This window comes from Curtobacterium sp. AB7 (assembly GCF_044909335.1).
GTDB lineage: Bacteria > Actinomycetota > Actinomycetes > Actinomycetales > Microbacteriaceae > Curtobacterium.
Genome location: NZ_JBIYED010000004.1, coordinates 148799 through 173933 on the forward strand (window position 1 = coordinate 148799; position 25135 = coordinate 173933).

The window sequence follows — 25135 nt, forward strand, 5'->3', positions numbered from 1 at the left end:
GCCATCCAACCACGGGCGACACCCGTTGGGGGGTGTTCGGCGCGCCGTGCCGTGCACGCCGCGCGTGCCGCCGTCCTGCCGCGGGTGTCGCGGGTGCCGCGCGCGCCGCCGTCCCGCCGCGGGTGCCGTGCGCGCCGTGTCACGCGCGCTGTGCCGCGCGCGCCGCGCCGTGCACGCCGTGTCGCGCTCAGTCGTCGAGCAACCGCCGCAGGTGCGCGCCGACGTCCCGCCGCGGGTGCCGTGCGCGCCGTGTCACGCGCGCTGTGCCGCGCGCGCCGCGCCGTGCACGCCGTGTCGCGCTCAGTCGTCGAGCAACCGCCGCAGGTGCGCGCCGACCTGCTCGTGCTCGATGAGGAACCCGTCGTGCCCGAACTCGCTCTCGATCACCGCGGCCGTGTCGCCGTCGAGCGTGTCCGGCACCCCTGCGGCGATCCGGTGCTGGTCCTCGATCGGGAACAGTCGGTCGCTCGAGATCCCCACCACGAGCGTGCGGGCCGTCACGAGTTCGAGTGCAGCCCCGACACCGCCCCGACCGGCCCCGACGTCGTGGGAGTCCATCGCGTGCGTGAGGGTGATGTACGACGACGCGTCGAAGCGCCGGGTGAACTTGTTGCCGTGGAAGTCGAGGTAGCTCTCGACCGAGAACCGCCCGTCGTCGCCGAGCGGGGACACGTCGCTCTGCCACGACCGGGCGAACCGGCCGTTCAGCTCGTCCGACGCCCGGTAGGTCATCAACGCCATCCGCCGCGCGAGCGCCAGCCCGCGGTGCGGGCCCTCGCCGGCGTCGGCCTCGTAGTAGTCGCCGCCCGCGAACGCCGGGTCCATCTGGATCGCCGAGCGCTGCAGGGAGTTCGCCGCGATCTGGTCCGCCGTCGTCTGCGCCGTCGAGGCCAGCACCGCCAGCCGCTGCACGCGTGCGGGGTGCGACACCGCGAACTCGAGCGCGTGCATCCCGCCCATCGACCCGCCGACGACGGCCGCGAACACGTCGATGCCGAGCCGGTCGGCGAGCTGGCGCTGCACTTCGACCTGGTCGCGCACGGTGACGAACGGGAACCGCGAGCCCCACTCGACCCCGGTGGGTGCCACCGACGACGGCCCGGTGGTGCCCTGGCAGCCGCCGAGCATGTTGGGCGCGATCACGAACCAGTGGTCGGTGTCGATCGCGAGGCCGGGTCCGACGACGTCGCCCCACCAGCCGGCGGTGCGGTGGCCCGGACCGGGTGCGCCCGCGACGTGCGAGTCGCCGGTCAGCGCGTGGAACAGCAGGACGGCGTTGTCACGCGCCGCGTTGAGCGTGCCCCACGACTCGTACGCCACCCGCACGGCCGGGAGCCGCCCGCCGCGCACCCACTGCTCGCCGAGGGATGCGAAGTGGCGCGCACCCGGGTGGTCGCCGGGGCGCCAGGCGCCGGTGACCGGCGGTTTGCCGAGGGTGCCGAGTTCGGCACCGGGCACCAGGGTGGACGGCACGGAGTCCTCGGGGGTTGTCTGCCAGTCCATGGTGCGTCCAGTCTGCCGGGAGGCGCGGGTCGCCGCCGCCGTGTTACGTCACGTCCGCCCAGTGGCCGGGTCGTCGGGCCGTGCTCGCCGTTTGCGTGCGTGCGCATGTTCCGACATCGTGCGCGTTGTTCGACTCGTGGATCGTCGCACCATGCGCACGCACCGGATGCGTGCGCAACGAGCGACGTCCCACGAGTCGATCGACTCGTGGGACGTCGCAACATGCACAGGCATCGAGCGCGTCGTGCCTCGCTGCTCGAGCGAACGCTAGGCGCGCTGGCCCTCCTGCGAGACCGCTCGGGCCGCGGCGAGCCCGGCCTCGAGGTCGGCCTTCAGGTCCTCGATGTTCTCGATGCCGACGGACAGGCGCACCAGGCCCGGCGTGACCCCGGTGGTGAGCTGCTGCTCGGGCGTGAGCTGCGAGTGCGTGGTCGACGCCGGGTGGATCACGAGCGAGCGCACGTCGCCGATGTTCGCCAGGTGCGAGAACAGCTGCAGGTTGTCGACGAACGCCTTGCCCGCGGGCACGCCGCCCTTGAGCTCGAACGACAGCACGGCGCCGACGCCCTTCGGCGCGTACCGGTTCGCCGCGGCGTACCACGGCGACGTCGGCAGTCCGGCGTAGGCGACGGTCGCGACGTCCGGGTGCCGGTCGAGCCACTCGGCGATCTCCTGGGCGTTCGACACGTGGCGCTCGATGCGGAGCGACAGGGTCTCGATGCCCTGCAGCAGCGCGAACGCGGTGTCCGCCGAGTTCGACGCCCCGAGGTCGCGGAGCAGCTGCACACGGGCCTTCACGATGTAGGCGAGTTCGTTGCCGACGGCCTCGGCGAAGACCGCGCCGTGGTACGACGGGTCGGGCGTGTTGAACTCCGGGAACTTGTCCGGGTGCTGCGACCAGGCGAACTTCCCGCCGTCGACGATGATGCCGCCGATGACGGTGCCGTGGCCGCCGAGGAACTTCGTCGCCGAGTGCACGACGATGTCGGCCCCGTGCTCGAACGGACGGATGAGGTAGGGCGTCGCGATCGTGTTGTCGACGATCAGCGGGACGCCGGACTCGTGCGCGACGTCGCTGACGCCGGTGATGTCGAGGACGTTGATCTTCGGGTTGCCGATGGTCTCGGCGAAGAAGAGCTTCGTGTTCGGGCGGACGGCGCGGCGCCACTCCTCGAGGTCGTCCTGGTCCTCGACGAACGTGGTCTCGATGCCGAGCTTCGCCAGCGTGTACTTGAACAGGTTGTACGTGCCGCCGTAGATCGACGACGACGACACGATGTGGTCGCCCGCGCCGGCGATGTTCAGCACGGCGTACGTCTCCGCCGCCTGACCGGACGCCACGAGGAGTGCGCCGCTGCCGCCCTCGAGTGCCGCGATGCGCTGCTCCACGACGTCGTTCGTCGGGTTCATGATGCGCGAGTAGATGTTGCCTGGCTTGGCGAGGGCGAACAGGTCGCGGGCCTCGTCCGAGTTCGCGAAGACGTACGAGGTCGTCTTGTAGATCGGGGTGGCGCGGGCACCCGTGGTCGGGTCCGGCTGTGCCCCGGCGTGGACCTGCGTGGTCTCGAACCGCCACTGCGCGGCGTCGTGCTCGGTCATCTTGGTGCTCCTGTCCGGTGCGGCTGGGTGATGGGTTCGGGTGAGCTCGAGGGGGCCACGCCGGCCGGTCCCGAGCAGACGCGCCAGCGGCTGGTCGGCCGTGCCCGGTGGGGATGCTGCGTTGCGTCGGGTGTCACGGTACGCAGGTGGCCGGGCCCGCACCACCGCACCCGCCTTCGGACGTAACGCGCACGCCCGACGCGCCACGGGCCTCCCGTCCGTCCGTCCGCACCGCGCTGTCACCGTCGGACGGTGCGAGGTCGGTGGTTCGGTGCGGCGCTGCCGCGCCGCACCGAACGGGCAAGCTCGCACCGGCCGGAGGAACGCGCACGGTGCGAGGTGGCACCGCTACGCCGCGTCGCGGCGGAACAGCCAGCGGACGTTCGGTTCCAGCAGCCAGCGCATCCCGCGGCGCACGAAGGGCTGCGCCAGGAAGAGGCTGACCGCGCAGGCGATCGCGACCATCAGGAGCACGAACGGCCACGCGGAGTGCGGACCGGCGAGCACGCCGGACTCGCGGATCGGGTAGAGCACGAACGTGTGCAGCAGGTACACGTACATCGTCGCCGCACCGAACTGCGTGAGCCAGATGTTCCGGCGGGGGATGAGCACCAGGAACGACGCGGTCAGCAGCGTCGCGAGCAGCATCAGGCCGAACCGGACGGCACCGGCCCACCAGGCGTCCTCGCCGAGACCCGAGTACGAGTCGTCGTAGAAGAACCAGTGGTGCAGGTCGAACTCCTTGAACTGCGGGATCCACACCGCGCACGACACGGCCCACGCGGCGAACACGACACCGGCGGCGACACGCACCCGGACGACGGTGCGACGCGAGGCCTCGTACCAGCGGTCGAAGAGCCCCCACTGCTTGACCTGCCACCCGAGCAGGAAGAACGGCAGCAGGCTGATCGCCCGCGAGAGGGACAGCGTCGAGTCCACGTTGTCGAAGTAGCCGACGCCGATGCTGAACACGACGGCCCAGAACAGCGGCCACCGCAGCTGCGCCAGGTACGGCAGGATCAGCTTGAAGATGCCGAGGGCCAGCAGGAACCACAGGGTCCAAGTCGGCTGCGTCGGGTTGAAGTCCTTGCCGCCCTCGACGATGCCCTGCACCACCGTCCAGATCGTCTGCATGATGATGTACGGCACGACGATGTCGGTGATCGTCCGGCGCATGCGCTTCGCCGTCGGGGTGTCGGCCGACGAGAAGTAGCCGCTGATCACACCGAACGCGGGCATGTGGAACGCGTAGATGAACGTGTAGAGCGCCAGGGCGTGGTCGCTCGCAGTCGTCTGGCGCTGGATCGCGTGGCCGATCACCACGAGGGTCACCGCGACGAACCGCGCGGTGTCCCACATCGGGATACGGCGCGGCGCCCGGCCGGGTTCGAGCTGCGTCGCCGGGGCCGAGGGTGCGGGAGGGGCGGCATCCGTCGTCATCGTCGGTCACGTTACCGGATCGTGACCTGGACGGCCCGGCGCGGTGCGGGAACGGTCCCGCTCGGTACGGTGGTCGGACCAGGCCACCACACGTCCTGGTCACCGACGCAGGAGGCAGATCACATGGCAGCACGGCGCGCAGTCGTCACCGGAGCGAGCTCGGGCATCGGGGCGGCCACCGTCCGGCTCTTCCGCTCGCGGGGCTGGGACGTGCTCGCCGTCGCACGCCGGGAGTCGAAGCTCGAGGCGCTCGCCGCGGAGACCGGGGCCGACGTCCTGGTGGCGGACATCACGAGTGCTGCCGACGTCGAGGCGCTCGCCGCCCGCGTCGCCGAGCTCGGCGGCGCCGACGTCCTCGTGAACAACGCCGGCGGCGCGTTCGGCTCGGCCAGCGTCGAGGAGTCCGACGTCGACGACTGGCGGGCCATGTTCGAGGTGAACGTGATCGGCACGAAGCGCGTCGTCGCAGCGCTGCTGCCGCACCTGCGGGACCGTGCGCGCGACACCGGGGGAGCGGACATCGTCACGGTGACGAGCACGGCCGGCTTCGTGGCGTACGAGAACGGCGGCGGCTACAACGCCGCGAAGTTCGCCGAGCACGCCCTGGTCGGCGCGCTCCGGCTCGAGCTGAACGGCGAACCGCTCCGCGTCGTCGAGATCGCCCCCGGTCTGGTGAAGACCGACGAGTTCGCGCTCACCCGCTTCCGCGGTGACGAGCAGAAGGCCGCGGCGGTCTACGACGACGTGCCGGACCCGCTCGTGGCCGACGACGTCGCCGAGGCGATCGTGCACGCGGTGGAACTGCCGCCGCACGTGAACCTCGACCTGGTCACGATCCGGCCGGTCGCGCAGTCGGCGCAGCACAAGCTCGCGCGCGGGACGCTCACGCCGCGCTGACCGTCTGCGCAGCGCCCGGGCGGTGACGACGGGTCGCGGCCGCGGGGTCCCTGCCGGTACCGTGGTCGGATGCCGATCAGCAGCGAACCCGAGCCCACGGCCCCGGCTCAGTCGACCGTGACCGTGACGAGCGGGCCCGAGGTGCTCGGATGGCTGGAGTTCGGTGACGCCGCACGCCTGCTCGCGAAGGACGTGCTGTCCTCCGGCTTCGAGCCCGAGGTCGTCGTCGCCGTCGCCCGCGGCGGGCTGATCATCGCCGGTGCCGTGGCCTACGCGCTCGGCACCAAGGAGTGCGGCTCGATCAACGTCGAGTTCTACACCGACGTCGAGCAGCGCCTGGACGAGCCCGTCGTGCTCGCACCCGCGCTCGACGCCCCGAGCCTGGCAGGCAAGCGCGTGCTCGTCGTCGACGACGTGTCGGACTCCGGCCGGACCCTGCGCCTGGTGGTCGACATCATCCGGAACGCCGGTGCCGACGTCCGCAGCGCCTGCCTGTACTCGAAGCCCGGCACCGTCCTCGAGCCCGACCACGTGTGGCGCCGGGTCGACGGCTGGATCACGTTCCCGTGGAGCGCCCTCGCACCGGTGACGGCCGAGTCGTGAGCATCCACCTCGTCGGCGGCGGACTCTTCGCCGCCTCGGACGCCGCAGCGCCCTTCCTCGCCGAGGCCACCGCACGGTCGGCAGCCGTCGGCCGGACGGTCCCGCGCATCGCCCTGCTCTCCGTCGCCGGTCCGGACGGCGGCAGTCCGTCGTCGACCGCCGACATCGCCGAGGTGCTCGGTGGTGCCCGCGCGGCCGAGGTCGTCGTCACCGAGGTTGCGGCCGGCCAGGTGTTCGACACGACCGTCCTGAGCGACGTCGACGCGCTCGTCGTCGGTGGCGGTGTCACTCCGGACTACCTGGGAGCGATCGCCCCGCTCGTCGACCAGCTCCGGTTGCTCGTCGCCGACGGCCTGCCGTACCTGGGCTACTCGGCCGGCGCGATGATCGCCGCCGACCGCGCACTCGTGGGCGGCTGGCGCATCGGCGGCGTCGAGATCTGCCCCGAAGCAGCCTCTGAAGGACTTGACGAGGTCGAGCTTCGCGAAGGCCTCGGCCTGGTCGACCTGACCATCGACGTCCACGCGGTTCAGGCCGGCACCCTCGCCCGCCTGATCGCGAGCGCCGAGGCCGAGTTCGTCACCGCCGGCCTGGCGATCGACGAGGACACCGCACTCGTCGTCGGCGAGGGCGCGCTCGAGGTCCGGGGTACCGGCAGCGTCTGGCGGGTCATGGCCGGCGAGGAGTCGGTGGCCGTCGCCACGATGGGCGCGTAGCCGTGGTGGAACCACGACCGCTCGCCGACCTGGTCGACCCGGGCTGGGCGTCGGCGCTCGCTCCGGTGGAGGCCGACGTGCACCGCATGGGTGCCTGGCTCCGTGACGAGACAGCGGCTGGCCGCACCTACCTGCCGGCCGGCGCCGATGTCCTCCGGGCCTTCACCATGCCCTTCGACGCCGTGAAGGTGCTCGTGGTGGGGCAGGACCCCTACCCGACGCCGGGCAACCCGATCGGGCTGTCGTTCGCCGTCGACCCAGCGGTCCGTCCGGTGCCGCGCAGCCTGGCGAACATCTACAAGGAGCTCAGCGCCGACGTCGGCGTGACCCCGCCGGCGCACGGTGACCTGCGTGCGTGGTCGGACCAGGGCGTCCTGCTGCTCAACCGTGTGCTCACGGTCCGTGCGGGCGACGCCGGCAGTCACCGCGGCAAGGGCTGGGAAGCCGTCACCGACCAGGCGGTCCGCGCACTCGTCGCCCGGGGGACCCCGCTCGTCGCCGTGCTGTGGGGCGCGCAGGCCGCGTCCGTCCGGCCGCTGCTCGGCGACACCCCGGTGGTGGCGTCGGCGCACCCGAGCCCGTTGAGCGCCTCGCGGGGCTTCTTCGGCAGCCGGCCGTTCTCGCAGGTCAACGAGCTGCTGCAGGAACAGGGCGCGGCACCGGTCGACTGGTCGCTGCCCGCTCAGTAGGCTCGGCACGTGCTCGAGGAGGAATACCAGCGACGGCGGGTCCTGCCGCGGCACCTGCGTGCCCGGCCGGCGAGCGAGACCGCCTTCGAGTACCGGATCCGTGCTGCCGAGGCGAGCGACCTGCCCGACGTGCGCGAGATCCACACGCACTACGTCCGCAACTCGTCGGTGACCTTCGACCCGTCGGCGTTCACCTTCGCCCGGTGGAAGCAGCGCTACGACGACATCCGGAAGCGCAAGCTGCCGTTCCTGGTGGCCGAGAACCCGGCCGGGCAGATCCTCGGCTACGCGCTGGTGGACGCCTGGAACCCGCGCGACCGGTCGAACCGGGTGGTCGAGGACTCGATCTACCTCGGAGCGGCCTCGGGTGGCAAGGGGCTGGGCCGTGCGCTCATGGAGGCCCTGCTCGACGAGTGCCGGTCCGCCGGGGTCCGCGAGGTCGTCGCCGTGATCGCCGACCGGCAGGCCGAGGCCTCGATCCGCCTGCACGAGCGGCTCGGCTTCGAGGAGGTCGGCCGGATGGGCAAGGTCGGCTACAAGTACGACCGGTGGCTCGGCACGGTGACGATGCGCCTGCGGTTGCGCGGTCCCCGCCTCTTCGCGCGCAGGTAGCGCCGGGCGGCGCGCCCGGCGCGTCCGGCGCGCCCGGCGCGTCCGCGCGCCCGGCGCGCCCGGCGCGCCCGTCGGCCTGCGCCGAGGTTCCGAAATCCGCGCATCTCGGCGCGCGATCGCGCGTCTTGCGGAACCTCGGCGATCAGCGCGCGGCATGTCGTGGAACCCGGGCGGCTGTCGGACGGGAGGCCCGTGGTTGCGTCGCCATGGGCCTCCCGTCCGCCCTTCGGGCGCGTCTCGGGCGCGCGGGGTTCCGAAATCCGCGCATCTCGGCGCGCGATCGCGCGTCTTGCGGAACCTCGGCGATCAGCGCGCGGCATGTCGTGGAACCCGGGCGATCGACAGGACCGGGACCCCGGCGACCTTCGGCACCGGGACCCCGACCCGCACCGCGGCCAGCCGCGGTCAACCGCGCGGGGCCTCGGCGATGAACTCGTCGCGCGTGACGCCGACGAGCGCCGTCGTCGCGGCCGCCGCGGCGGCCCCGTCACCCGCGACGAGCGCGTGCCCGACGGCCTCGTGGCGGAGTGCTGCCTCGCGCGTCCAGCGCGTGATGGTGTCGCGCGACTCCGACGTGCGGGTGCGCAGCAGCGCCTCGACGGTGCCGGCGAAGTGCGCGAAGACGGCGTTGCCGGAGCCGGTGAGCAGGGCGCGATGGAAGCGGACGTCGGCCTCGAGGTACGCGCGGCTGTCCTCGCGCGCGCAGGCGGCGAGCATGTCCAGCGCGGCGTCGAGGACGACGGACGCCCCGGAGCCGCCGGCGGTGAGCGACGCCGCGACGGGTTCCACGCCGAGCCGCAGTTCGAGCAGTTCCCGCTGCTGCACGAAGTAGGCGGGCGAGGCGCCCCGCCACCGGATGACCGTCGGAGCGAGCAGTTCCCACGACCCGATGCCGAGCACCTGCGTGCCGACGCGCTGTCGGGGTTCGACGAGCCCGAGCGACTGCAGGACGCGGAGCGCCTCGCGCACGACCGACCGGGACACGCCGAACTCGTCCGCGACCAGTTCGGGCCGCACGACCGTGCCGGGCTCGAGCGCGCCGTCGACAATCCGCTGCCCGAGGGCGTCGAGCACGTGGGCGTGGAGTCCTCGGGCCGGGGGCATCGTTCCTCCATGCAGTACGGGTGGCGCGGTCGACGTGACGTCGGTCCCATCGAAACGGCAGACTGCGTCCGAGGGCGGATGGCGCGCGGCGGATCGTCGTATAGTCTGATTAATCAGATTATTGAGGGTCGGCATCTGCAGCGCCAGCCACTCTCGACACGAAGGCGACGGAGCCGCGCGGCAGCGGCTCCAGAAAGGGGCACCGATGCCTCACGCTCCACTCGACGCGCTCGCCCACCCCGTCGGCACGCTCGCCCACCCCGTCGGCACGGTCCTGGCCGCCGAGGGCGGCGGTACCGAGACGGTCGACCCGTCCGGGCCGATCCCACAGCTGATCATCGCCGCCCTCGTCGGCATCGTCGTGATCATCGCGCTCATCACCTGGCTCAAGGTCCACCCGTTCATCGCGCTCGTGATCGGTGCCCTGGGCGTCGGAATCGGGGCGGGGCTCGCGCCGGACAAGGCAGTCGTGAGCTTCGGCAACGGCTTCGGTGCGACGATGACGAGCGTCGGCATCCTGGTCGGCCTCGGGTCGATGTTCGGCAAGATGCTCGTCGACTCCGGCGCCGCCGACCGCGTGGTCGACACCCTGGTGCGCAAGTCGTCGAAGGCCGCACTGCCCTGGACGATGGCCCTGATCGGTGCGCTGATCGGCCTGCCGATGTTCTTCGAGGTCGGCCTCGTGCTCCTCATCCCGATCATCGTGCTCGTCGCGAAGCGCAGCTCCGTGCCGATCATGAAGATCGCCGTGCCCGCCCTGGTCGGCCTGTCGACGATGCACGCGTTCGTCCCGCCGCACCCCGGCCCGCTCGTCGCGATCTCGACCGTCGGCGCGAACCTCGGCACCACGCTCGCCTTCGGCATCGTGCTGGCGATCCCGGTCATCATCCTGGCCGGACCGGTGTTCGCCCAGTTCGCGGCCCGCTGGGTCGACATCCCCGCGCCCGACCTGTTCGGGTCGCGTGGGTCGGACTCCGGTTCGGCGTCCGGTCCGCAGGACCCCGCCTCGGGCGGACGGGAGGCCCGGCGCGGCCCCGCCACGCAGGACACCGCATCCCTGCCGAACGGCAAGAGCGACTTCACGCGCGTCATCAGTGAGCCGCGCAGCCCGTCGTTCACCGTCGCGCTCATCGGCATCCTGCTGCCCGTCGTCCTCATGCTCGCCCAGGCCGTCCGCGAGGCCACGATGCCCGACGCCGCCGGCTCGTGGGTGAGCCTGCTCGACTTCCTCGGGTCCCCGATGATCGCGATCGGCATCGCCGCGATCTACGCGATGGTCTTCTTCGCGATCGGCGGCGGCATGGACCGGTCCGCCGTGGCGAAGTCGCTCGAGAGCGCGCTGCCCCCGGTCGCCGGGGTGCTGCTCATCGTCGGCGCCGGCGGTGGCTTCAAGCAGGTGCTCATCGACACGGGCATCGGCGGGGTGATCGCCGACGCCGTGAAGGACTCCGGCATCTCGGTGCTGCTCGTGGCCTGGGTCGTGTCGGCACTGGTGCGCGTCGCGACGGGGTCGGCCACGGTCGCCACCGTCACCGCCGCGGGCATCATGGCCCCGATCGCCGCTGACCTGTCCTCGCCGATGACCTCGCTGCTCGTGCTGGCGATCGGCGCGGGCTCGGTGTTCCTGTCGCACGTCAACGACGCCGGGTTCTGGCTCGTCAAGGGCTACCTCAACACCACCGTGGGGCAGACCTTCAAGACGTGGACGGTGCTCGAGTGCCTCATCTCGGTGCTCGGTCTGCTCGGGGTGCTGCTGGCCGGGGTGTTCATCCGATGAGCGGCGACTCCGCTCTGGATGCGCGTGTCCTGGTGGTCATGGGGGTCTCCGGTTCCGGCAAGTCGACCGTCGCCGCGATGGTCGCCGAGCGGCTCGGGTGGGACTTCGCCGAGGGCGACGCCATGCACCCGCAGGCCAACGTCGACAAGATGCACGCCGGTACACCGCTCACCGACGAGGACCGCTGGCCGTGGCTCGACGTCGTCGCCGGCTGGATCCGCGGGCACCTCGACGCCGGCACGCACGGCGTCGTGACCTGCTCCGCCCTGAAGCGGTCGTACCGCGACGTGCTGCGGGCTCCGGGCGTGGTGTTCGTCCACGTGGCCGGTGACGGCGCGCTGATCGAACAGCGCATGTCGCAGCGGTCTGGGCACTTCATGCCGACGTCGCTCCTGCAGTCCCAGCTCGCGACGCTCGAGCCGCCGCAGGACGACGAGGCGCACCTGACGATCGCGGCTGACCGGACCCCGGACGAGGAGAGCGCCGAGGTCGTCGAGCGGCTCGGGCTCGGCGGCGGCCGCTAGCTGCTGGCGCCGCGTTCGCATCGTTCGCCGCGTTCGCATCGTGAGCAGAAGTGGTGGGGTCCTGTGACAGGACCCGACCCCCTCTGCTCACCATGGGCGGTCTGCCGCGCCTCCCATCGGACGGGAGGGTCGTGGCAGCGCCGCCACGGGCCTCCCGTCCGATGTCGGGGTGCGTGCACCCCGCTCGTCGCGCGATCGTGCCGGCGCACGAGCGCGGGCACGTCGTCGCTCCTCAGCTGAACCGGATCGGGGTGCCGACCGGCAGGGCGGCGAGGGTGCGGGTCATCTCCGCCGAGATCCGCACGCACCCGTGCGAACTGCCGGTCGGGTCGGGGTAGTAGTGCAGCGCCGTCAGTGCCGCGTTGCCGCCGTACGACGGGATCCGCGACGAGTGCGCCCCGGTCAGGATGATCGGGTTGCCCTGCGTGTACGTCACGCGGGTGTCCACGTACGCCGCCTCGACGTAGGTGGCGGTGTCGGACGGCGTGGGGTCCTCGGGGGTACCGAGCCGGGCCACCTCGGTCGCGGTGACCTGGCCGCTCCGGGTGACGACGGACACCGTGCTCCGGGCGACGTCGACGCGGATCATCCGGTCGGTGTCGGTGACCGTGAAGTCGGCGGCCCGTGCCCAGGCGAACGTGGCGCTCGGCGCGTCCGGGTGTCCGCCGTCACCCGGGGTGCGGTTCCGGGCCGGGGTCGAGACGAGGAGCATGCCGCCGTCGACTCCGGGCGACCGGCCCCACACAGCAGTGGCGGCGGGCAGGTCGATCGTCGACACCAGGTGCGACAGCGTGGCCACGGGGCGGGCGCGGCTCGACGGGCTGGCGTACAGGGCGACGAGGTCGTGCCGTGGGGTGGCGATCTGCCAGGTGTCCGCGGGGCGGACGTCCCCGCCGTCGAGGAGTTCGGGGACGACGCCGTCGTGGAACGCCAGCGGCAGGGCGGCGAGGGTGGCGGCCGACGGCGCTCGGGGGACGGCCGCGAGCGTCGGTGTCGGTGTCGGCGTCGCGGTCGGTGTTGCCCGTGCGGCGCGGGTCGGGTCGGCGCCCGGACGGTCGGCGGTCACTCCCACGACGACGGCGGCCGCGACGGCGAGCGCAGCCGCACCCCCGACCACGGCGATCAAGCCCCTGCGTCGCATCGGCCCCCCTGTGCTCCTGGTGTCGGTCAGCGTTCGGTGACCCGGCCGGCGTCGACGTGCCACTGCCGGTCGAGGCGGACGGTCTCCAGCATGCGCCGGTCGTGCGTGACGAGCAGCAGGGTGCCGTCGTACGACTCCAGTGCCTGCTCGAGCTGCTCGATGGCCACCAGGTCGAGGTGGTTCGTCGGCTCGTCGAGCACGAGCACGTTCACCCCGCGGGCCTGCAGCAGCGCGAGTCCGGCGCGGGTCCGTTCGCCGGGGGAGAGCGCCGACGCGGGCCGCCCGACGTGGTCGGCCTTCAGCCCGAACTTCGCGAGCAGCGTCCGGACGTCGGCGGTGGTGTACTCGGGCACGATCGCCTCGAACGCCGCGGCGAGGGACTGGTCGCCGGTGAAGGCCGCACGGGCCTGGTCGACCTCGCCGACGGCGACGCTCGACCCGAGGGAGGCGGTGCCGGTCGTCGGTGCCTGCTTGCCGAGCAGGGCCCGGAGCAGCGTGGACTTGCCGGCACCGTTCGGTCCGGTGATGCCGATGCGGTCCCCGCCGTCGACCTGCAGCGACACCGGGCCGAGCGTGAAGTCGCCCTGCGTGAAGGTGGCGTCGGACAGGGTGGCCACAACGGCCGAGGACCGGGGAGCGCTGCCGATCGTGAACTCGAGCTGCCACTCCTTGCGGGGCTCCTCGACCTCGTCGAGCCGCGCGATGCGGGACTCCATCTGGCGGACCTTCTGCGCCTGCTTCTCGCTCGACTCCGAGGCGGCCTTGCGCCGGATCTTGTCGTTGTCCGGAGCCTTCTTCATGGCGTTGCGCACGCCCTGGCTCGACCACTCGCGCTGTGTGCGGGCGCGGGAGACCAGGTCGGCCTTGGTGGCGGCGTAGTCCTCGTACGCGTCGCGCTTGTGCTGCCGGGCGATCTCGCGCTCCTCGAGGAACGAGTCGTACCCGCCGCCGAACAGCCGGTTGGACGACTGCGCCAGGTCGAGCTCGAGCACGCTCGTCACCGACCGCGCCAGGAACTCCCGGTCGTGGCTGACGAGCACGACCCCGCCGCGCAGGCCCCGGACGAACCCCTCGAGCCGGTCCAGCCCGTCGAGGTCGAGGTCGTTGGTGGGCTCGTCGAGCAGGACGATGTCGAACCGCGACAGCAGCAGCGCCGCCAGCCCGACCCGAGCGGCCTGCCCACCGGACAGAGCGGTCATGAGCGACTCCGGTCCCACGCCGTCGTCATCGGCTCCGGTCTCCAGGCCGAGGTCGGCCAGGACGGCGGGGATGCGGTCGTCGAGGTCGGCGGCGCCCGCGGCGAGCCAGCGGTCGAGCGCCGTCGAGTAGCGGTCCGCGGCGGCGTCGCCGGCGTCCGGGTCGCCGAGCGCGGCGGCCGCGGCGTCCATGGCTTCGGTCGCCTCGGCCGAGCCGGTCCGTCGGGCGATGTACGCGGCGACGGTCTCGCCCGCGATCCGCTCGTGCTCCTGGGGGAGCCAGCCGACGAACGCGTCGGTCGGTGCGAGCGACACCGTTCCCGCCAGGGGCTCGTCGACACCCGCCAGCAGCCGGAGCAGCGTGGACTTGCCGGCGCCGTTCACCCCGACGACGCCGATCACGTCGCCCGGCGCGACCGTGAGGTCGAGGGAGTCGAACAGCGTGCGAGCGGCGTACCCGCCGGACAGGCCCTTGGCGACGAGCGTGGCGGTCATGCGCCAATCGTCCCACGCGGCGGCGCGCGCACGGCACCGCCGTCGGAGCGCCCGGGGCTCCGGGTGCAGCACACTGGACGGATGGCATCCTGCGTCTTCTGCGCGATCATCGCCGGCGACGAACCGGCCGTCTGGGTCGAGCGCGAGGACCACGCCGTGGCGTTCGCGCCGCTGCCCGGGTCCGCGCTCGCACCCGGGCACACCCTCGTCGTACCGGTCGAGCACGCCGACGACCTGCTCGGCGCCGCCCCGGTGGCGCTGGCCGCGACCGTCGCGCTCGCGCAACGGGTCGCACGAGCGATGCGGGGCGCGCTCGGCGCCACCGGCACCGTCGTGCTGCAGGCCTCCGGCGCCGATGCCGGGCAGAGCGTGCGGCACCTGCACTTCCACGTCGTGCCGTGCTGGCCGGACGACGGCACGACGCACTGGCCGGAGCCGCCCTCGGCACACGTCGTCGACGGTGACCCGCACGCACTCCTCGCCGAGATGTTCGAGTAGCTCCGGGAGCACACCCGGGCAGCGGTGCGCGGAACGGAGTGGAGTGGGCGCTGCACCGTCACCCGTCCCGCCGACACCCGCAGGAGCACACCATGACCACGAAGATCACCCTGATCATCGACAACCCGGCCGACCCGTCGGCGTTCGAGCAGTCCTACGTGGAGCTCGAGGCGCTCGCCGCGGAGCTGCCCGGCCTGCAGCGGCTCGAGGCGGCGAAGGTCTGGCCGAAGGAGGACGGCACGCCCACACCGGCGCACCGCACCCTCGACCTGTACTTCGCCTCGTACGGGGACGCCTCCGACGCGGTGGCGACCGCCGAGGCCGGCGCGTTCTTCCAGCAGCTCGGCGGGACCGGCGCCACGTTCACCGGCTTGTTCTCCGACATCGAGCACGAGTAGCACCGTCGGCCGGGGCCGGGTGCCGGGCCTGGCCGGGCGCCGGGCCCGGGCCCGGGTCTCGGGCTGAGCGACACTCCTCGGGCCCCGCGCCGCGTGGAGTGTCGCTCAGCGCGAGTCTCGGCCTGGCAGACCCGGCAGACCACGCACCGGCACCGGCGCCAACCGGCCGGCGCCGACGGGCAGCACGCCCGCGCGGTACTCGAGCACCTCGGCATCGCCGACGGTCGCCGTCGCCGTGCCGAAGCGCCATGCCCGGTTGAACAGGTACACCCCGATCACGGTCCGGCCGTCGTCCGCGACCGCCCACGTACCGGTGCCCCACTGCGCCGGGTGGCCGACCCCGTCGATCGTGACGGTCGGGCGGGCGAACCAGGTGAGCAGGGGGCGAGCGAGCCGGAGCTCGATCCGGCGCTTCGTCGTGCCGGAGGGGAGAGTCGTGTCCACCTCCGCAGGATAGGGCCAGCGCACCTGTGCCCGCCGCACCCGCGCACCCGTAGCGTGGCCGCCATGACCGCCACCGTCCTCGTCGCCGGCGCCACCGGAGACCTCGGCGGACGCATCGTCCGCCAGCTCCTGCAGCACGACACCCGCGTCCGCGTCCTCACCCGCCCGTCCAGCACCGGCGCGCAGCGGCAGTTCGCCGACGACGACCGCATCGACGTCGTCACCGCGGACTACACGGACGCACCGGCTCTGGTCGCGGCGCTCGCCGGGGTCGACGTCGTCGTCTCCGCGGTGAGCGGCACCCGCGCCGTGATCGTGGACGCCCAGCGGGCACTGCTCGACGCCGCGGTCCAGGCCGGCGTCCCGCGGTTCATCCCCTCGGACTACGCCGCCGACTACCGCTCGATCACGCCCGGCTCGAACCGCAACTTCGAGCTGCGCCGCGAGTTCGCCGCCACCCTCGACGCTGCGCCGATCCGTGCGACCTCGGTGCTGAACGGGGCGTTCACGGACATGCTCACCGGTCAGGCGCCGCTGATCCTGTTCGACCGCCAGCGGGTGCTCTACTGGTCGTCGGCGGACCAGGTGCTCGACTTCACCACGAAGGACGACGTCGCGCGCGTGACGGCGCTCGTCGCACTCGACGCGGACGCCCCCCGAGTGGTCGAGGTCGCCGGTGACCGCGTCACGGCACGGTCGATCGCCGACACGCTGTCCCGACTGACCGGCACCCCGTTCCGACTGCAGTGGGCGGGCACCACCGGCACGCTGTCGGCGATGGCACGGATCGGCCGACGGCTGTCGAAGGACGACGCCGAACCGTTCCCGGCCTGGCAGGGCATGCAGTACTTCGTGAGCATGTTCAGCGGCGAGGCGGAGCTCCACCACGTCGACGACGAGCGCTCCGGCCCGCACGGGTGGACGAGCGTCCGCGACGTGCTCGCCGCCCACCTGGGCGTCTGACGGTCCGACCGGGAGGCCCGCCCCGCGTCACGCAGGACGGCCGGCGGTCCGCCGCCGTGGCCGTCACGGGCACGCGCCGGCCGGGTCCTGCGCTGACGGTCAGGCGCCGCGGACGGCCCTGACGATCTCCTGCCGTGCCGCTCGTCCGCTGCGCGTCGGCAGCAGGGGGAACACGTGCAGGGCGCCGGGTCGCTCGTGCAGCGTGACGTCCACGCCCGCGGACCGGGCGGCCTCGACGAGCAGGTGCGCGTCGGGGTTGAGCACGTCGTGGGTCCCGGTGTGGACGAGCATCGGGCCGAGGCCGTGGAACGCGCCCGACAGGGGACTGACGACCGGGTCGTCGATCGACAGGCCGTCGGCCCACAGGTGCCCGAGGACACGACCCCCGTCGCGACCGAGCCACGGGTCGCTCGGTTGCACCTGGGGGATGCGCGGGTTCGAGAAGCCGAGGTCGAGCGCCGGTGACACCAGGACGGTCCGGAGCGACCGGACGCCCTGGTCGCGCAGGGTCTGGGCGACGGAGAGCGCGATCTGTCCACCGGCGGAGTCGCCGGCGAGCTGCACCCGCCCGCGCTGGTCGATGATGCGGCGTGCGACGTCGAGGACCAGGTCGTGCGCCTGCCGGGCGTTGCCGTCCGGCAGGAGTCGGTAGATCGGGACGGTCACGGTGGCGCGCGCCTCGGCGGCGAGCTGGGCGATGAGCGCCCAGTGCTGCGGGGCGATCTCGTGGACCCACCCGCCGCCGTGCACGTACACGAGGTCGCGGAGCGGTGGCTGGCGGCTCGGGGTCACCGTGTACACGGGGGAACCGTCCTGACGGTGGACGTCGACGCGTACGTCGGGCCGGAGGCGCTTCGGCGGTCCGAACGGCTCGGGGCGGAGGGCCTGTCGGCGGACGGCCCGGTGCGCTCCCGCCTCGGTGACGAACGGAGCGTTCGCGTGCGTGGCCCGCAGGAACAGCGGGACCGCTGCTTCGGGGACGATCACGGTGTGCCTCCTCGATCGTCGGTGTCGTCGGTGTCGTGCACCGGTTCGCTGAGCCCGAGGAGTGCACCCCGCACCGCGGCGACGCGGATCGTCGCGGCGTCGTCGTACAGCACCGTCTGGCCGACCGCGCCGACGTGCGCGGCGACGACCGCGCGGGTGAAGACGTCCGGTGCGACGGTGAGGCGTCGGCCCTGCGCCGTGACCGACTCGACGAGCAGCGGTTCGAGTGCCGCGTGGAAGGCGTCGGTGTGCGCTCGGAGCAGTGCCCGGAGCTCGGGTTCGTGTCGCGCCCGGGACAGCAGGACCGAGCGGATCGCGTACCACTTGCCCTCGGGGGGAAGGCCGCCGAGGACCCCGGAGACGATCGCGTCGACGGACTGCGGGTCGGTCGTGCCGAGTGCGGCCCGGAAGCCGTCCTCGAGCCGCTCGACGACCACGGCCTCCTGCGCTTCGTACACCGCGAAGAAGAGCTCGTCGGTCGTCGCGAAGTTCGAGTAGAAGGCCCCGCGCGTGAACCCCGCACGCGCGACGATCGCCTCGACGCTGGCCGAGGCCGAGCCGGTCTCGTCGAACAGCGCCTCGGCCGCGCGGACGAGTTCCGCGCGGGTGCTGCTGCGCCGCCGGGTGGGTCGGGCGGGTGCGGCGGTGTCGTCGCTCACTCGTGGGGACATCGGCTCATCCTAGGAGGCGTCGTCCGACTGGAGCGGGTCGGCCAGGTAGTCGTGCACGGACCGCACCGGCGCGAGCGTCAGGTCGGTCAGGACGTGTGAGGCGCTGATGACCTCGAACACCGGCAGGTCGGCCATCGGCGCGAGGGCGTGCTCGAACAGCTGCAGGCGGGCGGGCCCGGTCCAGGCCGCCTTCACGACGATGTCGGTGATCTCGGTCCGCACGAGGTCGGCGGCCCGCAGCCCCAGCGTCGTCACGTCGGGGACGAGCTTCACCATCCAGGTCGGCACCGTGATCTGCGCCGCGGCCTCCACCGGGTCCATCGGCTCCCACTGGTACGCCATGGTCGCCGTCGCCACCCGCTCGGCCCCGCGGTCCAGCGTGCCGACGAGGGCGCCCTGGTCGACGCGCAACCCCGGGGTGCCGAGCACCTTCGGGTAGGCGCTCAGTTCGCGACCGGCGAGCGTCGCCGCGGAGTTGTCGAGGTACATGGCGTGCAGGTACTCGCCGACCTCGCCGTCGTGGGTGACCTGGATCGCCTGACCGGACTCGACGTAGGGGCCGTAGCCGTCGACGTCGCCCATCTTCATGACCTCGAACCGGACCAGCGGCGCGTCGACCTGCAGCGGCTCCGGCACGACGGCGCGGAGGGCGTCAGGGTCGGTCCGGTACACGACGTTGAAGTACTCGCGGTCGGTGAAGCGCGTCGGGCGCAGCGGGTAGACCGGCGCGGTGAGGGGCGTGGTGGCGTGGCGGAGGACGTCCGAAGCCTGCATGGGAACTCCTTGTCGAGTTGCGATACGTTCCGTATTGAGTACGTTGTGTATCGAACCTACACCCGAGAACGAAGGACACCATGGGCTTCTCCCTGCCGACCGACATCCGCAACCGACCCGTCGCCGTGATCGGCGGTGGGACCCTCGGTCGTCGCATCGCCCTGGTGTTCGCCAGCGCCGGCGGCGAGTCCCGCGTGTACGACCTCGCCGAGCCGGTCCGCACGGCCGCCGTCGAGTACGTCGAGCGCGAGCTCCCGGCGCTCGCCGCGGCGCGGGACGGGGGCGCGGTCGGCACCGTCCGCGCGTTCGACGACCTGGACGAGGCCGTCGCGGGTGCGTGGCTCGTCGTCGAGGCGATCCCGGAGCGCCTCGACCTCAAGACGACGGTGTTCGGCCAGCTCGACCGCGCCGTCGGGGCGGACACGATCCTGGCGAGCAACTCCTCGTCGTACGCGAGCCGACTCGTGATCGACGAGGTCGAGCACCCCGAGCGCGTGCTGAACATGCACTTCTACATGCCGCCGGCGCAGAACGCCGTCGACCTCATGAGCGACGGCGAGACCGACCCCGCGGTCATCGACCTGCTGCTCGAGGTCCTGCCGACCTACGGCGTCCGCCCGTTCGTCGCGCGCAAGGAGTCGACCGGGTTCATCTTCAACCGCATCTGGGCGGCCATCAAGCGCGAGTCCCTGGCCGTCGTCGCCGACGGGGTCTCCACGCCCGAGGACGTCGACGCCATGTTCGCGGTGAACACCGGTTCGCCCGCGGGACCGTTCCGCATGATGGACCAGGTCGGACTCGACGTCGTCCTGGACATCGAGGAGCACTACGCGGCCGAGGACCCGCACCTGCCCGAAGGTCCGCGGCAGCTGCTCCGGCAGTACGTCGACGCGGGGTACCTGGGCGTGAAGACCGGCCGCGGCTTCTACGCGTACGACCAGCACTGACGGACGACCAGCACCGTCGGACGACCAGCACCGTCGGACGACCAGCACCGTCGCCGCCTAGGCTCGGGAACCGTGTTCGAACTCCACCACCTCGCCGCGCAGGAACTCTGGGACTGGATCCGCCGGGGGGAGGCGACCGCGCTCGAGGTGACGGAGCACTACCTCGCCCGCATCGAGCGCATCGACCCGGCCCTCGGCGCGTTCGTGACGGTCACGGCGGACGCCGCGCGCACGAGAGCCGACCGTCTCGGGGACCTGGTGCCGACGTCGAGACCGTTGTGGGGCCTCCCGTCCGCCGACAAGGACCTGTACGACCGCGCCGGGGTCCCCACGCGCAGCGGCACCGCGAGTCTGCCGGAGCGCCCTGCCGGAGCCGACCACCCGCTCGTCGCGGCGCTCGACGCCGCCGGCACGGTGAGCCTCGGCAAGACGGCGTCACCGGAGTTCGGCATGTCCTCGTCGTCGGAGACCCGGTTCGGCGTGACGCGGAATCCCCACGACACGACCCGCGCGCCCGGTGGGTCGTCGAGCGGGGCGGCGGTCGCCGTGGCGGCCGGGCTGCTGCCCGCGGCCGTCGGGTCCGACGGCGGGGGATCGGTCCGGATCCCGGCCGCCGCGACCGGACTCGTCGGCCTGAAGCCGAGCCGCGGGCGGGTGCCGTCGATGCCCGGCCGCTCCGGTGTCGGCGGCCTCTCCGTCGCCGGGCCACTGACCCGTTCCGTCGCGGACGCGGGGATGCTGCTCGACGCGCTCGTCGCGCCGACCGGGCTGCCGGAACCGTCGCCGTACGCCCTGGTCACGCCGTCGCGCGATGACGGCCCGTTCACCGCTGCGGCCGTCCGCGGTGAGGGACGCTTCGTCGTCGGGCTGCTCGACGGCTCACCGTGGGACGACACCGTCGAGGTCGTGGTCGACCCCGCGGCGCGTGCCGCAGCCTCGACCGCAGTGCGGGTGCTCGGCGAACTGGGGCACGGCGTCGAGGACGTGCAGATGCCGCGGGCGCCGTACGCCGACGCGTTCCGGGTGGCGTGGGAGAGCTCCGCGGCGCGGCTGCCGATGGTCCCCGGCATCGACCTGACGGCGCTCACGCCGCTGGTGGCGTGGCTCGTGGAGCGGGGACGGCGGCTCACCGGCACGCAGGTGCTCGACGCGATGACGGCGCTCGACACGTTCTCGGCGACGCTGATCGGTGCGTTCGACCGGTTCGACGCCGTGCTGTCCCCGACGCTCGCGCTGACCCCGCGGCCGCTCGGCTGGTACGGCGACGACCCGGACGAGGACTTCCGCCGCCAGTGCGCGTACTCGCCGTGGACCTCGATGGCGAACGTGGCCGGGCTGCCGGCGATCACCCTGCCCGTCGGGGTCACCGCCGACGACCACCCGGACGGCGGCGGTCTGCCGATGGGCGTCCAGTTGATCGGGCGTCCAGGGGGCGAGCGCGTGCTGCTCGCGATCGGGGCCCAGCTCGAGCGGCGGCTGCGGTGGCAGCGGCGGCACCCGGCGGCCTGGACCGCCTGACCTCGGGTCGGTGCGTGCGCATGTTCCGACAAAGCACGCGTCGATCACCTCGTGGATCGTCGCACCATGCACGTGCATCCGGTGCATGCGCATGGTCCGACAGGCCACGCGTCGATCGACTCGTGGGATGTCGCGAATCGCGTGCCGCCCGCCCGCCCCGCCGCCGCGCCGCCCCTACCGCAGCGTCGGCGCAGCCTCCACCAGCGCTCGCGTCACCGGGTGCACCGGCGCATCGAGCAACGACACCGGCCCGTGCTCCACGATGCGCCCGGCCGACATCACGGCCACGGTGTCGCACAGCCGCTGGACCACACCGATGTCGTGCGACACCAGCACCAGGGTCAGCCCGAGGTCGTCGGCGAGCGAGCGGAACAGCTCGATGACCCGTGCCCGCACCACCACGTCGAGGGCGCTCATCGGCTCGTCGCCGAACAGGATCCGCGGCCCGTGCACCACGGCCCGCGCGATCGCGATGCGCTGCCGCTGCCCGCCGGAGAACTCGTGCGGGTACCGGTCGACGACGTCCGCCGGCAGGTCGACCCGCTCCAGCACGTCGCGCACCAGCGCCCGGTGATCCCCGTCGATCCGCAGTGCCCGCAGCGGTTCGCCGACGATCGCGCCGACACGCATCCGGGGGTCGAGCGACGCGTACGGGTCCTGGAACACCACCCCGGTCTCGCGACGGAACCAGCGCATCGCGGCCGCGGATCCGGACGCCACCACCCGACGACCGGAGGCGGTCACGGAACCCGCGGAAGGTGCCTCCAGGCCGGCGAGCAGCCGCACCAGGGTGGACTTGCCGGATCCCGATTCGCCGACGATCCCGAGCCGCTGGCCGGGGGCGACCGCCAGGTCGACGCCGTCGACGGCGGTGCGGACGGGGCCCGGTTCGAAGGGCCCGCGGCGGGGGAGCCGGTAGGTGCGGTGCAGCCCGACCCCGTCGAGGATGGCGGTCATGCGGGGCCCCCGGACGGACGGGCACGACGGGCGGTGGCGCGCGCGGCGTCGACGAGCGCGACGGTCGCGGGGTGCTGCGGCGCGGCGAGCAGCGACGCCACCGAGCCCTGCTCGACGACCCGTCCGCCGTCGAGCACGACGGCGGTGTCGGCGATCCGCGCGAGCACGGCGAGGTCGTGCGTGACGAAGACCATGCCGGCCGGCAGCCCTTCGAAGAGGTCGAGGATCCGCGCCTCGGTCGTGACGTCGAGCGCCGTGGTCGGCTCGTCGGCGACGAGGTACGCGGGCTGCCCGGCCATCGCCATCGCGATGCAGATCCGCTGTCGCTGCCCGCCGGACAGCTGGTGCGGGTACTGCCGCAGCAGCGAATCGGGGTCCGGCAGTCCGACGTCCGCCGCCAGGGCGGTCGCCGCGGCACGTGCCGCCCGCCGGTCGAGTCCGCGGTGCAGCCGCAGCGGCTCCGCGACCTGCGCGCCGACGCGGCGCAGCGGGTCGAGGGCGGTGCCGGGCTCCTGGAAGACCATGCCGATGCCCGATCCACGGTGCTTCGCTCGCTCTCGGTCGGGCAGGCCGACGAGTTCCGTGCCGTCCAGGCGGATGCTGCCGGTGACGGTCGCGCCGGCGGGCTCCAGACCCATCAGGGCGAGCGAGGTCATGGACTTGCCGGATCCGGATGCGCCGATCACGCCCACGCGTTCGCCGGGAGGCACGGTGAACGTCACGTGGTCCAGGATCGTCCGCCCCGCGATGCGGACGGAGAGCCCCACCACCTCGAGTCCGCCGGCTGCGGTGTCGCTGCGGCCGTGGCTGCGGTCGGTCATGCGGTCACCCCCGGGGTGGTCGTGGCCGGGTCGCTGCGGCGGTCGCCGCCCGCTGCGCGGTCGTTCGTCGTCAGCCGTGGGTCGGTGGCGTCGCGGATCGCGTCACCGAGCAGGGAGAGCGCGGCGACGACGAGCGCGATCGCGGCCCCCGGCCAGGTGGCGCTCCACGGGTGCACGCCGATGTAGGTCTGCAGGTCGGAGAGCAGGTTGCCCCACGACGCGGTGTCCGACCCGGCGCCGTAGCCCAGGTACGACAGACCGGCCTCGGCGAGGACCGCGGTGGCCATCGCGAGCGAGAGCTGCACGGTGAACAGCGGCGCGGCGTTCGGCACCAGGTGGCGGAACAGCACCCCGCCACCACCGACGCCAGAGGCCCGCGCGGCGGTGACGTAGTCGCTGCGGGCGATCCGGCGGATCTCGCCGCGGGCGACCCGGGCGATCGTGACGCCGAAGGACAGTCCGACGCTCACGATGACGACCCCGAGCGAGCCGCCGAACACCGCGGTCAGGAGCATCGCGGTCAGCAGGGTTGGGAACGCCACCAGGATGTCGAGCAGGACGGCCGTGCCCTCGCGCACCCAGCGGGCGGTGAGCGACCCGATCGCGGTCAGGACGATGCCGACGACGCTCGCGATCACCCCGGCACCGACGGCGACGAGCACCGTGGTGCGGGTGCCGGCGAGCAGGTAGCTCGCGATGTCGCGGCCGGCGGCGTCGGTGCCGAACCAGTGCGCGGCGCTCGGGCCCTCCCACTGGTGGAACGGATCGGCGCGGAACGGGTCCTGCGGCGTCCACACGAGCGACACGGCGGCGAGCACCACGAGCAGGCCGAGCACGACGACGGCGAAGACCCCGGTGGGGCGGGAGAGCAGGCGACGGATCATCCGGACACCTCGCGTTGGCGTGGGTCGAGGGCGCGGTGCACGACGTCGACGGCGAAGCCGACCAGCAGCACGAGCCCGGTGAGCACGAGCAGCTCGGACTGCACCTTGGTGACGTCGCGGCGCCCGACGTCGGTCACGAGCATGCGTCCGACCCCGGGCAGCGTGAACAGCTGCTCGACGACGACGGCCCCGACCAGCAGCCCGGCGATCTGCACCCCGAGCACGGCGAGAACGGTGAGGGCCACCGACGGCAACCCGTGCCGGAGCAAGGCCTGCGTGCGCGTCAGCCCGATCGCGGCCGCGGTGCGGACGTGGTCGGCGTCGAGCACCGACAGCGTCGCGGACCGGGTGAAGCGCAGGATGACGGCACCCTCGACAGCGCCGATGGTCAGGGCAGGCAGCACGAGTGACGCGAACGCCCGCCCCGGCTCGGACCAGCCGTCGAGCGGGAAACCCTGCGTCGGCAGCCAGTGCAGCGTGACGGCGAACAGCGCGACGAGCAGCATGCCGGCCCAGACGACCGGGATCGCGGCGACGGCCTGCGCCACGAACCCGATGACGGAGCCACCCGGTCGACGGCGGAGCACCGCGGCGACGACTCCGAGGGGGACGCCGATCACGAGCGCGGTGACGAGCGACATGCCCGCGAGGGGCAGCGTGATCGCCAGCTTCTGCGCGATCTCCGGCGCGACCTGCCCGTTGGTCACCAGGGACCGGCCGAGGTCGCCGCGGAACACCCCGCCGATCCAGTCGAGGTACTGCACCACGACGGGTCGGTCGAGGCCGAGCTGCTGCTGGAGCTGCTCGACCTGCGCCGGGGTCGACTGGGTGCCGGCGACGACCTGTGCGACGTCGCCGGGCAGCACCCGGAGGGTCGCGAAGATGATGACGCTCGCGACGAGCAGCCCGACGACGAACAGCAGCAGCCTGCCGACCAGGAACCGGGTCACGTGCTCGGAGCTCCGGGCGCGGGTCGT

At 73.0% G+C, this 25135-nt stretch carries 26 protein-coding genes; 12 read left to right on the forward strand and 14 right to left on the reverse strand.

All coding sequences use genetic code 11. The features are described 5' to 3' along the window. Window positions 1–300: 300 nt before the first annotated feature. The 3 genes from ABH929_RS10945 to ABH929_RS10955 all read right to left on the reverse strand — a co-directional run bounded on the left by ABH929_RS10945 (window position 301) and on the right by ABH929_RS10955 (window position 4542). Entirely contained in the window at window positions 301–1503 is a 1203-nt protein-coding gene (locus ABH929_RS10945) for a homoserine O-acetyltransferase (protein ID WP_263091952.1), read from the reverse strand. A gap of 267 nt (window positions 1504–1770) precedes the next feature. After that, window positions 1771–3102 (reverse strand): bifunctional o-acetylhomoserine/o-acetylserine sulfhydrylase, encoded by a 1332-nt coding sequence (locus tag ABH929_RS10950; protein WP_123312349.1) that lies wholly within the window; start codon window positions 3100–3102, stop codon window positions 1771–1773. A gap of 348 nt (window positions 3103–3450) precedes the next feature. Further along, a complete protein-coding gene (locus tag ABH929_RS10955) occupies window positions 3451–4542 on the reverse strand; it encodes an acyltransferase family protein (RefSeq protein WP_404561249.1) in 1092 nt (363 codons plus the stop codon). A 123-nt stretch (window positions 4543–4665) separates the two neighbouring features. On the opposite strand from ABH929_RS10955, the gene ABH929_RS10960 reads away from it, so the two are divergent. From ABH929_RS10960 to ABH929_RS10980, 5 genes are all read left to right on the forward strand, one after another. Continuing rightward, a complete protein-coding gene (locus ABH929_RS10960) occupies window positions 4666–5439 on the forward strand; it encodes an SDR family oxidoreductase (protein WP_404561251.1) in 774 nt (257 codons plus the stop codon). Window positions 5440–5508: 69 nt separating this feature from the next. Beyond that, window positions 5509–6042, forward strand: a complete 534-nt coding sequence (locus tag ABH929_RS10965) for a phosphoribosyltransferase (RefSeq protein ID WP_173168683.1) — start codon at window positions 5509–5511, stop codon at window positions 6040–6042. After that, the gene (locus ABH929_RS10970) at window positions 6039–6758 is read left to right on the forward strand and encodes a Type 1 glutamine amidotransferase-like domain-containing protein (protein WP_111086446.1); all 720 of its coding nucleotides are present in this window, start codon (window positions 6039–6041) and stop codon (window positions 6756–6758) included. The genes ABH929_RS10965 and ABH929_RS10970 overlap by 4 nt, the downstream gene beginning before the upstream one ends. Before the next feature lie 5 nt (window positions 6759–6763). Beyond that, window positions 6764–7447, forward strand: coding sequence for a uracil-DNA glycosylase (locus ABH929_RS10975; RefSeq protein WP_404561354.1), 684 nt, complete (start codon window positions 6764–6766; stop codon window positions 7445–7447). Window positions 7448–7456: 9 nt separating this feature from the next. Beyond that, window positions 7457–8059, forward strand: a complete 603-nt coding sequence (locus ABH929_RS10980; protein WP_111086403.1) for a GNAT family N-acetyltransferase — start codon at window positions 7457–7459, stop codon at window positions 8057–8059. A gap of 405 nt (window positions 8060–8464) precedes the next feature. On the opposite strand, the gene ABH929_RS10985 is transcribed toward ABH929_RS10980, so the two are convergent. Then, window positions 8465–9163, reverse strand: coding sequence for a FadR/GntR family transcriptional regulator (locus tag ABH929_RS10985; protein ID WP_404561255.1), 699 nt, complete (start codon window positions 9161–9163; stop codon window positions 8465–8467). A gap of 205 nt (window positions 9164–9368) precedes the next feature. Between ABH929_RS10985 and ABH929_RS10990 the strand changes: the two genes are divergently transcribed. Continuing rightward, window positions 9369–10940, forward strand: coding sequence for a GntP family permease (locus ABH929_RS10990; protein WP_404561257.1), 1572 nt, complete (start codon window positions 9369–9371; stop codon window positions 10938–10940). Then, on the forward strand, window positions 10937–11464 hold the full coding sequence (locus ABH929_RS10995) for a gluconokinase (RefSeq protein ID WP_205462558.1): 528 nt from the start codon (window positions 10937–10939) through the stop codon (window positions 11462–11464). Before ABH929_RS10990 ends, ABH929_RS10995 begins: the two co-directional genes overlap by 4 nt. Window positions 11465–11696: 232 nt before the next feature. Here ABH929_RS10995 and ABH929_RS11000 read toward each other — a convergent pair whose 3' ends face one another. Together ABH929_RS11000 and ABH929_RS11005 are read right to left on the reverse strand one after the other, a co-directional pair. After that, on the reverse strand, window positions 11697–12605 hold the full coding sequence (locus tag ABH929_RS11000) for a L,D-transpeptidase (RefSeq protein ID WP_404561260.1): 909 nt from the start codon (window positions 12603–12605) through the stop codon (window positions 11697–11699). A gap of 26 nt (window positions 12606–12631) precedes the next feature. Further along, window positions 12632–14296 (reverse strand): ABC-F family ATP-binding cassette domain-containing protein, encoded by a 1665-nt coding sequence (locus ABH929_RS11005; protein WP_404561262.1) that lies wholly within the window; start codon window positions 14294–14296, stop codon window positions 12632–12634. An 81-nt stretch (window positions 14297–14377) separates the two neighbouring features. Here ABH929_RS11005 and ABH929_RS11010 point away from each other — a divergent pair, with 81 nt between their 5' ends. Together ABH929_RS11010 and ABH929_RS11015 are read left to right on the forward strand one after the other, a co-directional pair. Continuing rightward, window positions 14378–14794: an HIT domain-containing protein gene (locus tag ABH929_RS11010; protein ID WP_123294238.1), complete on the forward strand. Its 417-nt coding sequence runs from the start codon at window positions 14378–14380 to the stop codon at window positions 14792–14794. 92 nt (window positions 14795–14886) lie between these two features. Continuing rightward, window positions 14887–15192, forward strand: coding sequence for an EthD family reductase (locus ABH929_RS11015; RefSeq protein WP_404561264.1), 306 nt, complete (start codon window positions 14887–14889; stop codon window positions 15190–15192). A gap of 105 nt (window positions 15193–15297) precedes the next feature. On the opposite strand, the gene ABH929_RS11020 is transcribed toward ABH929_RS11015, so the two are convergent. Then, window positions 15298–15636 (reverse strand): hypothetical protein, encoded by a 339-nt coding sequence (locus tag ABH929_RS11020; protein WP_404561266.1) that lies wholly within the window; start codon window positions 15634–15636, stop codon window positions 15298–15300. A 63-nt stretch (window positions 15637–15699) separates the two neighbouring features. Here ABH929_RS11020 and ABH929_RS11025 point away from each other — a divergent pair, with 63 nt between their 5' ends. Further along, entirely contained in the window at window positions 15700–16599 is a 900-nt protein-coding gene (locus ABH929_RS11025) for an NmrA family NAD(P)-binding protein (protein WP_404561268.1), read from the forward strand. Between the two features lie 99 nt (window positions 16600–16698). Here ABH929_RS11025 and ABH929_RS11030 read toward each other — a convergent pair whose 3' ends face one another. From ABH929_RS11030 to ABH929_RS11040, 3 genes are read right to left on the reverse strand one after another with little or no spacing between them, the layout of a single operon-like run. Beyond that, window positions 16699–17586: an alpha/beta hydrolase fold domain-containing protein gene (locus tag ABH929_RS11030; RefSeq protein ID WP_404561270.1), complete on the reverse strand. Its 888-nt coding sequence runs from the start codon at window positions 17584–17586 to the stop codon at window positions 16699–16701. Continuing rightward, entirely contained in the window at window positions 17583–18257 is a 675-nt protein-coding gene (locus ABH929_RS11035; RefSeq protein ID WP_404561271.1) for a TetR/AcrR family transcriptional regulator, read from the reverse strand. The genes ABH929_RS11030 and ABH929_RS11035 overlap by 4 nt, the downstream gene beginning before the upstream one ends. Window positions 18258–18266: 9 nt before the next feature. After that, the gene (locus ABH929_RS11040) at window positions 18267–19031 is read right to left on the reverse strand and encodes an acetoacetate decarboxylase (RefSeq protein WP_404561273.1); all 765 of its coding nucleotides are present in this window, start codon (window positions 19029–19031) and stop codon (window positions 18267–18269) included. A gap of 80 nt (window positions 19032–19111) precedes the next feature. Here ABH929_RS11040 and ABH929_RS11045 point away from each other — a divergent pair, with 80 nt between their 5' ends. After that, window positions 19112–19978: a 3-hydroxyacyl-CoA dehydrogenase family protein gene (locus ABH929_RS11045; protein WP_404561274.1), complete on the forward strand. Its 867-nt coding sequence runs from the start codon at window positions 19112–19114 to the stop codon at window positions 19976–19978. Window positions 19979–20050: 72 nt separating this feature from the next. Further along, on the forward strand, window positions 20051–21496 hold the full coding sequence (locus tag ABH929_RS11050; RefSeq protein ID WP_404561275.1) for an amidase: 1446 nt from the start codon (window positions 20051–20053) through the stop codon (window positions 21494–21496). 174 nt (window positions 21497–21670) lie between these two features. Here ABH929_RS11050 and ABH929_RS11055 read toward each other — a convergent pair whose 3' ends face one another. The 4 genes from ABH929_RS11055 to ABH929_RS11070 are packed head-to-tail and all read right to left on the reverse strand — an operon-like array spanning window position 21671 to window position 25108. Continuing rightward, window positions 21671–22453 (reverse strand): ABC transporter ATP-binding protein, encoded by a 783-nt coding sequence (locus ABH929_RS11055; RefSeq protein ID WP_404561276.1) that lies wholly within the window; start codon window positions 22451–22453, stop codon window positions 21671–21673. Further along, on the reverse strand, window positions 22450–23274 hold the full coding sequence (locus ABH929_RS11060; protein ID WP_404561277.1) for an ABC transporter ATP-binding protein: 825 nt from the start codon (window positions 23272–23274) through the stop codon (window positions 22450–22452). The genes ABH929_RS11055 and ABH929_RS11060 overlap by 4 nt, the downstream gene beginning before the upstream one ends. Continuing rightward, a complete protein-coding gene (locus ABH929_RS11065) occupies window positions 23271–24158 on the reverse strand; it encodes an ABC transporter permease (RefSeq protein ID WP_214548594.1) in 888 nt (295 codons plus the stop codon). The genes ABH929_RS11060 and ABH929_RS11065 overlap by 4 nt, the downstream gene beginning before the upstream one ends. Further along, window positions 24155–25108, reverse strand: coding sequence for an ABC transporter permease (locus tag ABH929_RS11070; RefSeq protein ID WP_404561278.1), 954 nt, complete (start codon window positions 25106–25108; stop codon window positions 24155–24157). Before ABH929_RS11070 ends, ABH929_RS11065 begins: the two co-directional genes overlap by 4 nt. Window positions 25109–25135 lie beyond the last annotated feature (27 nt).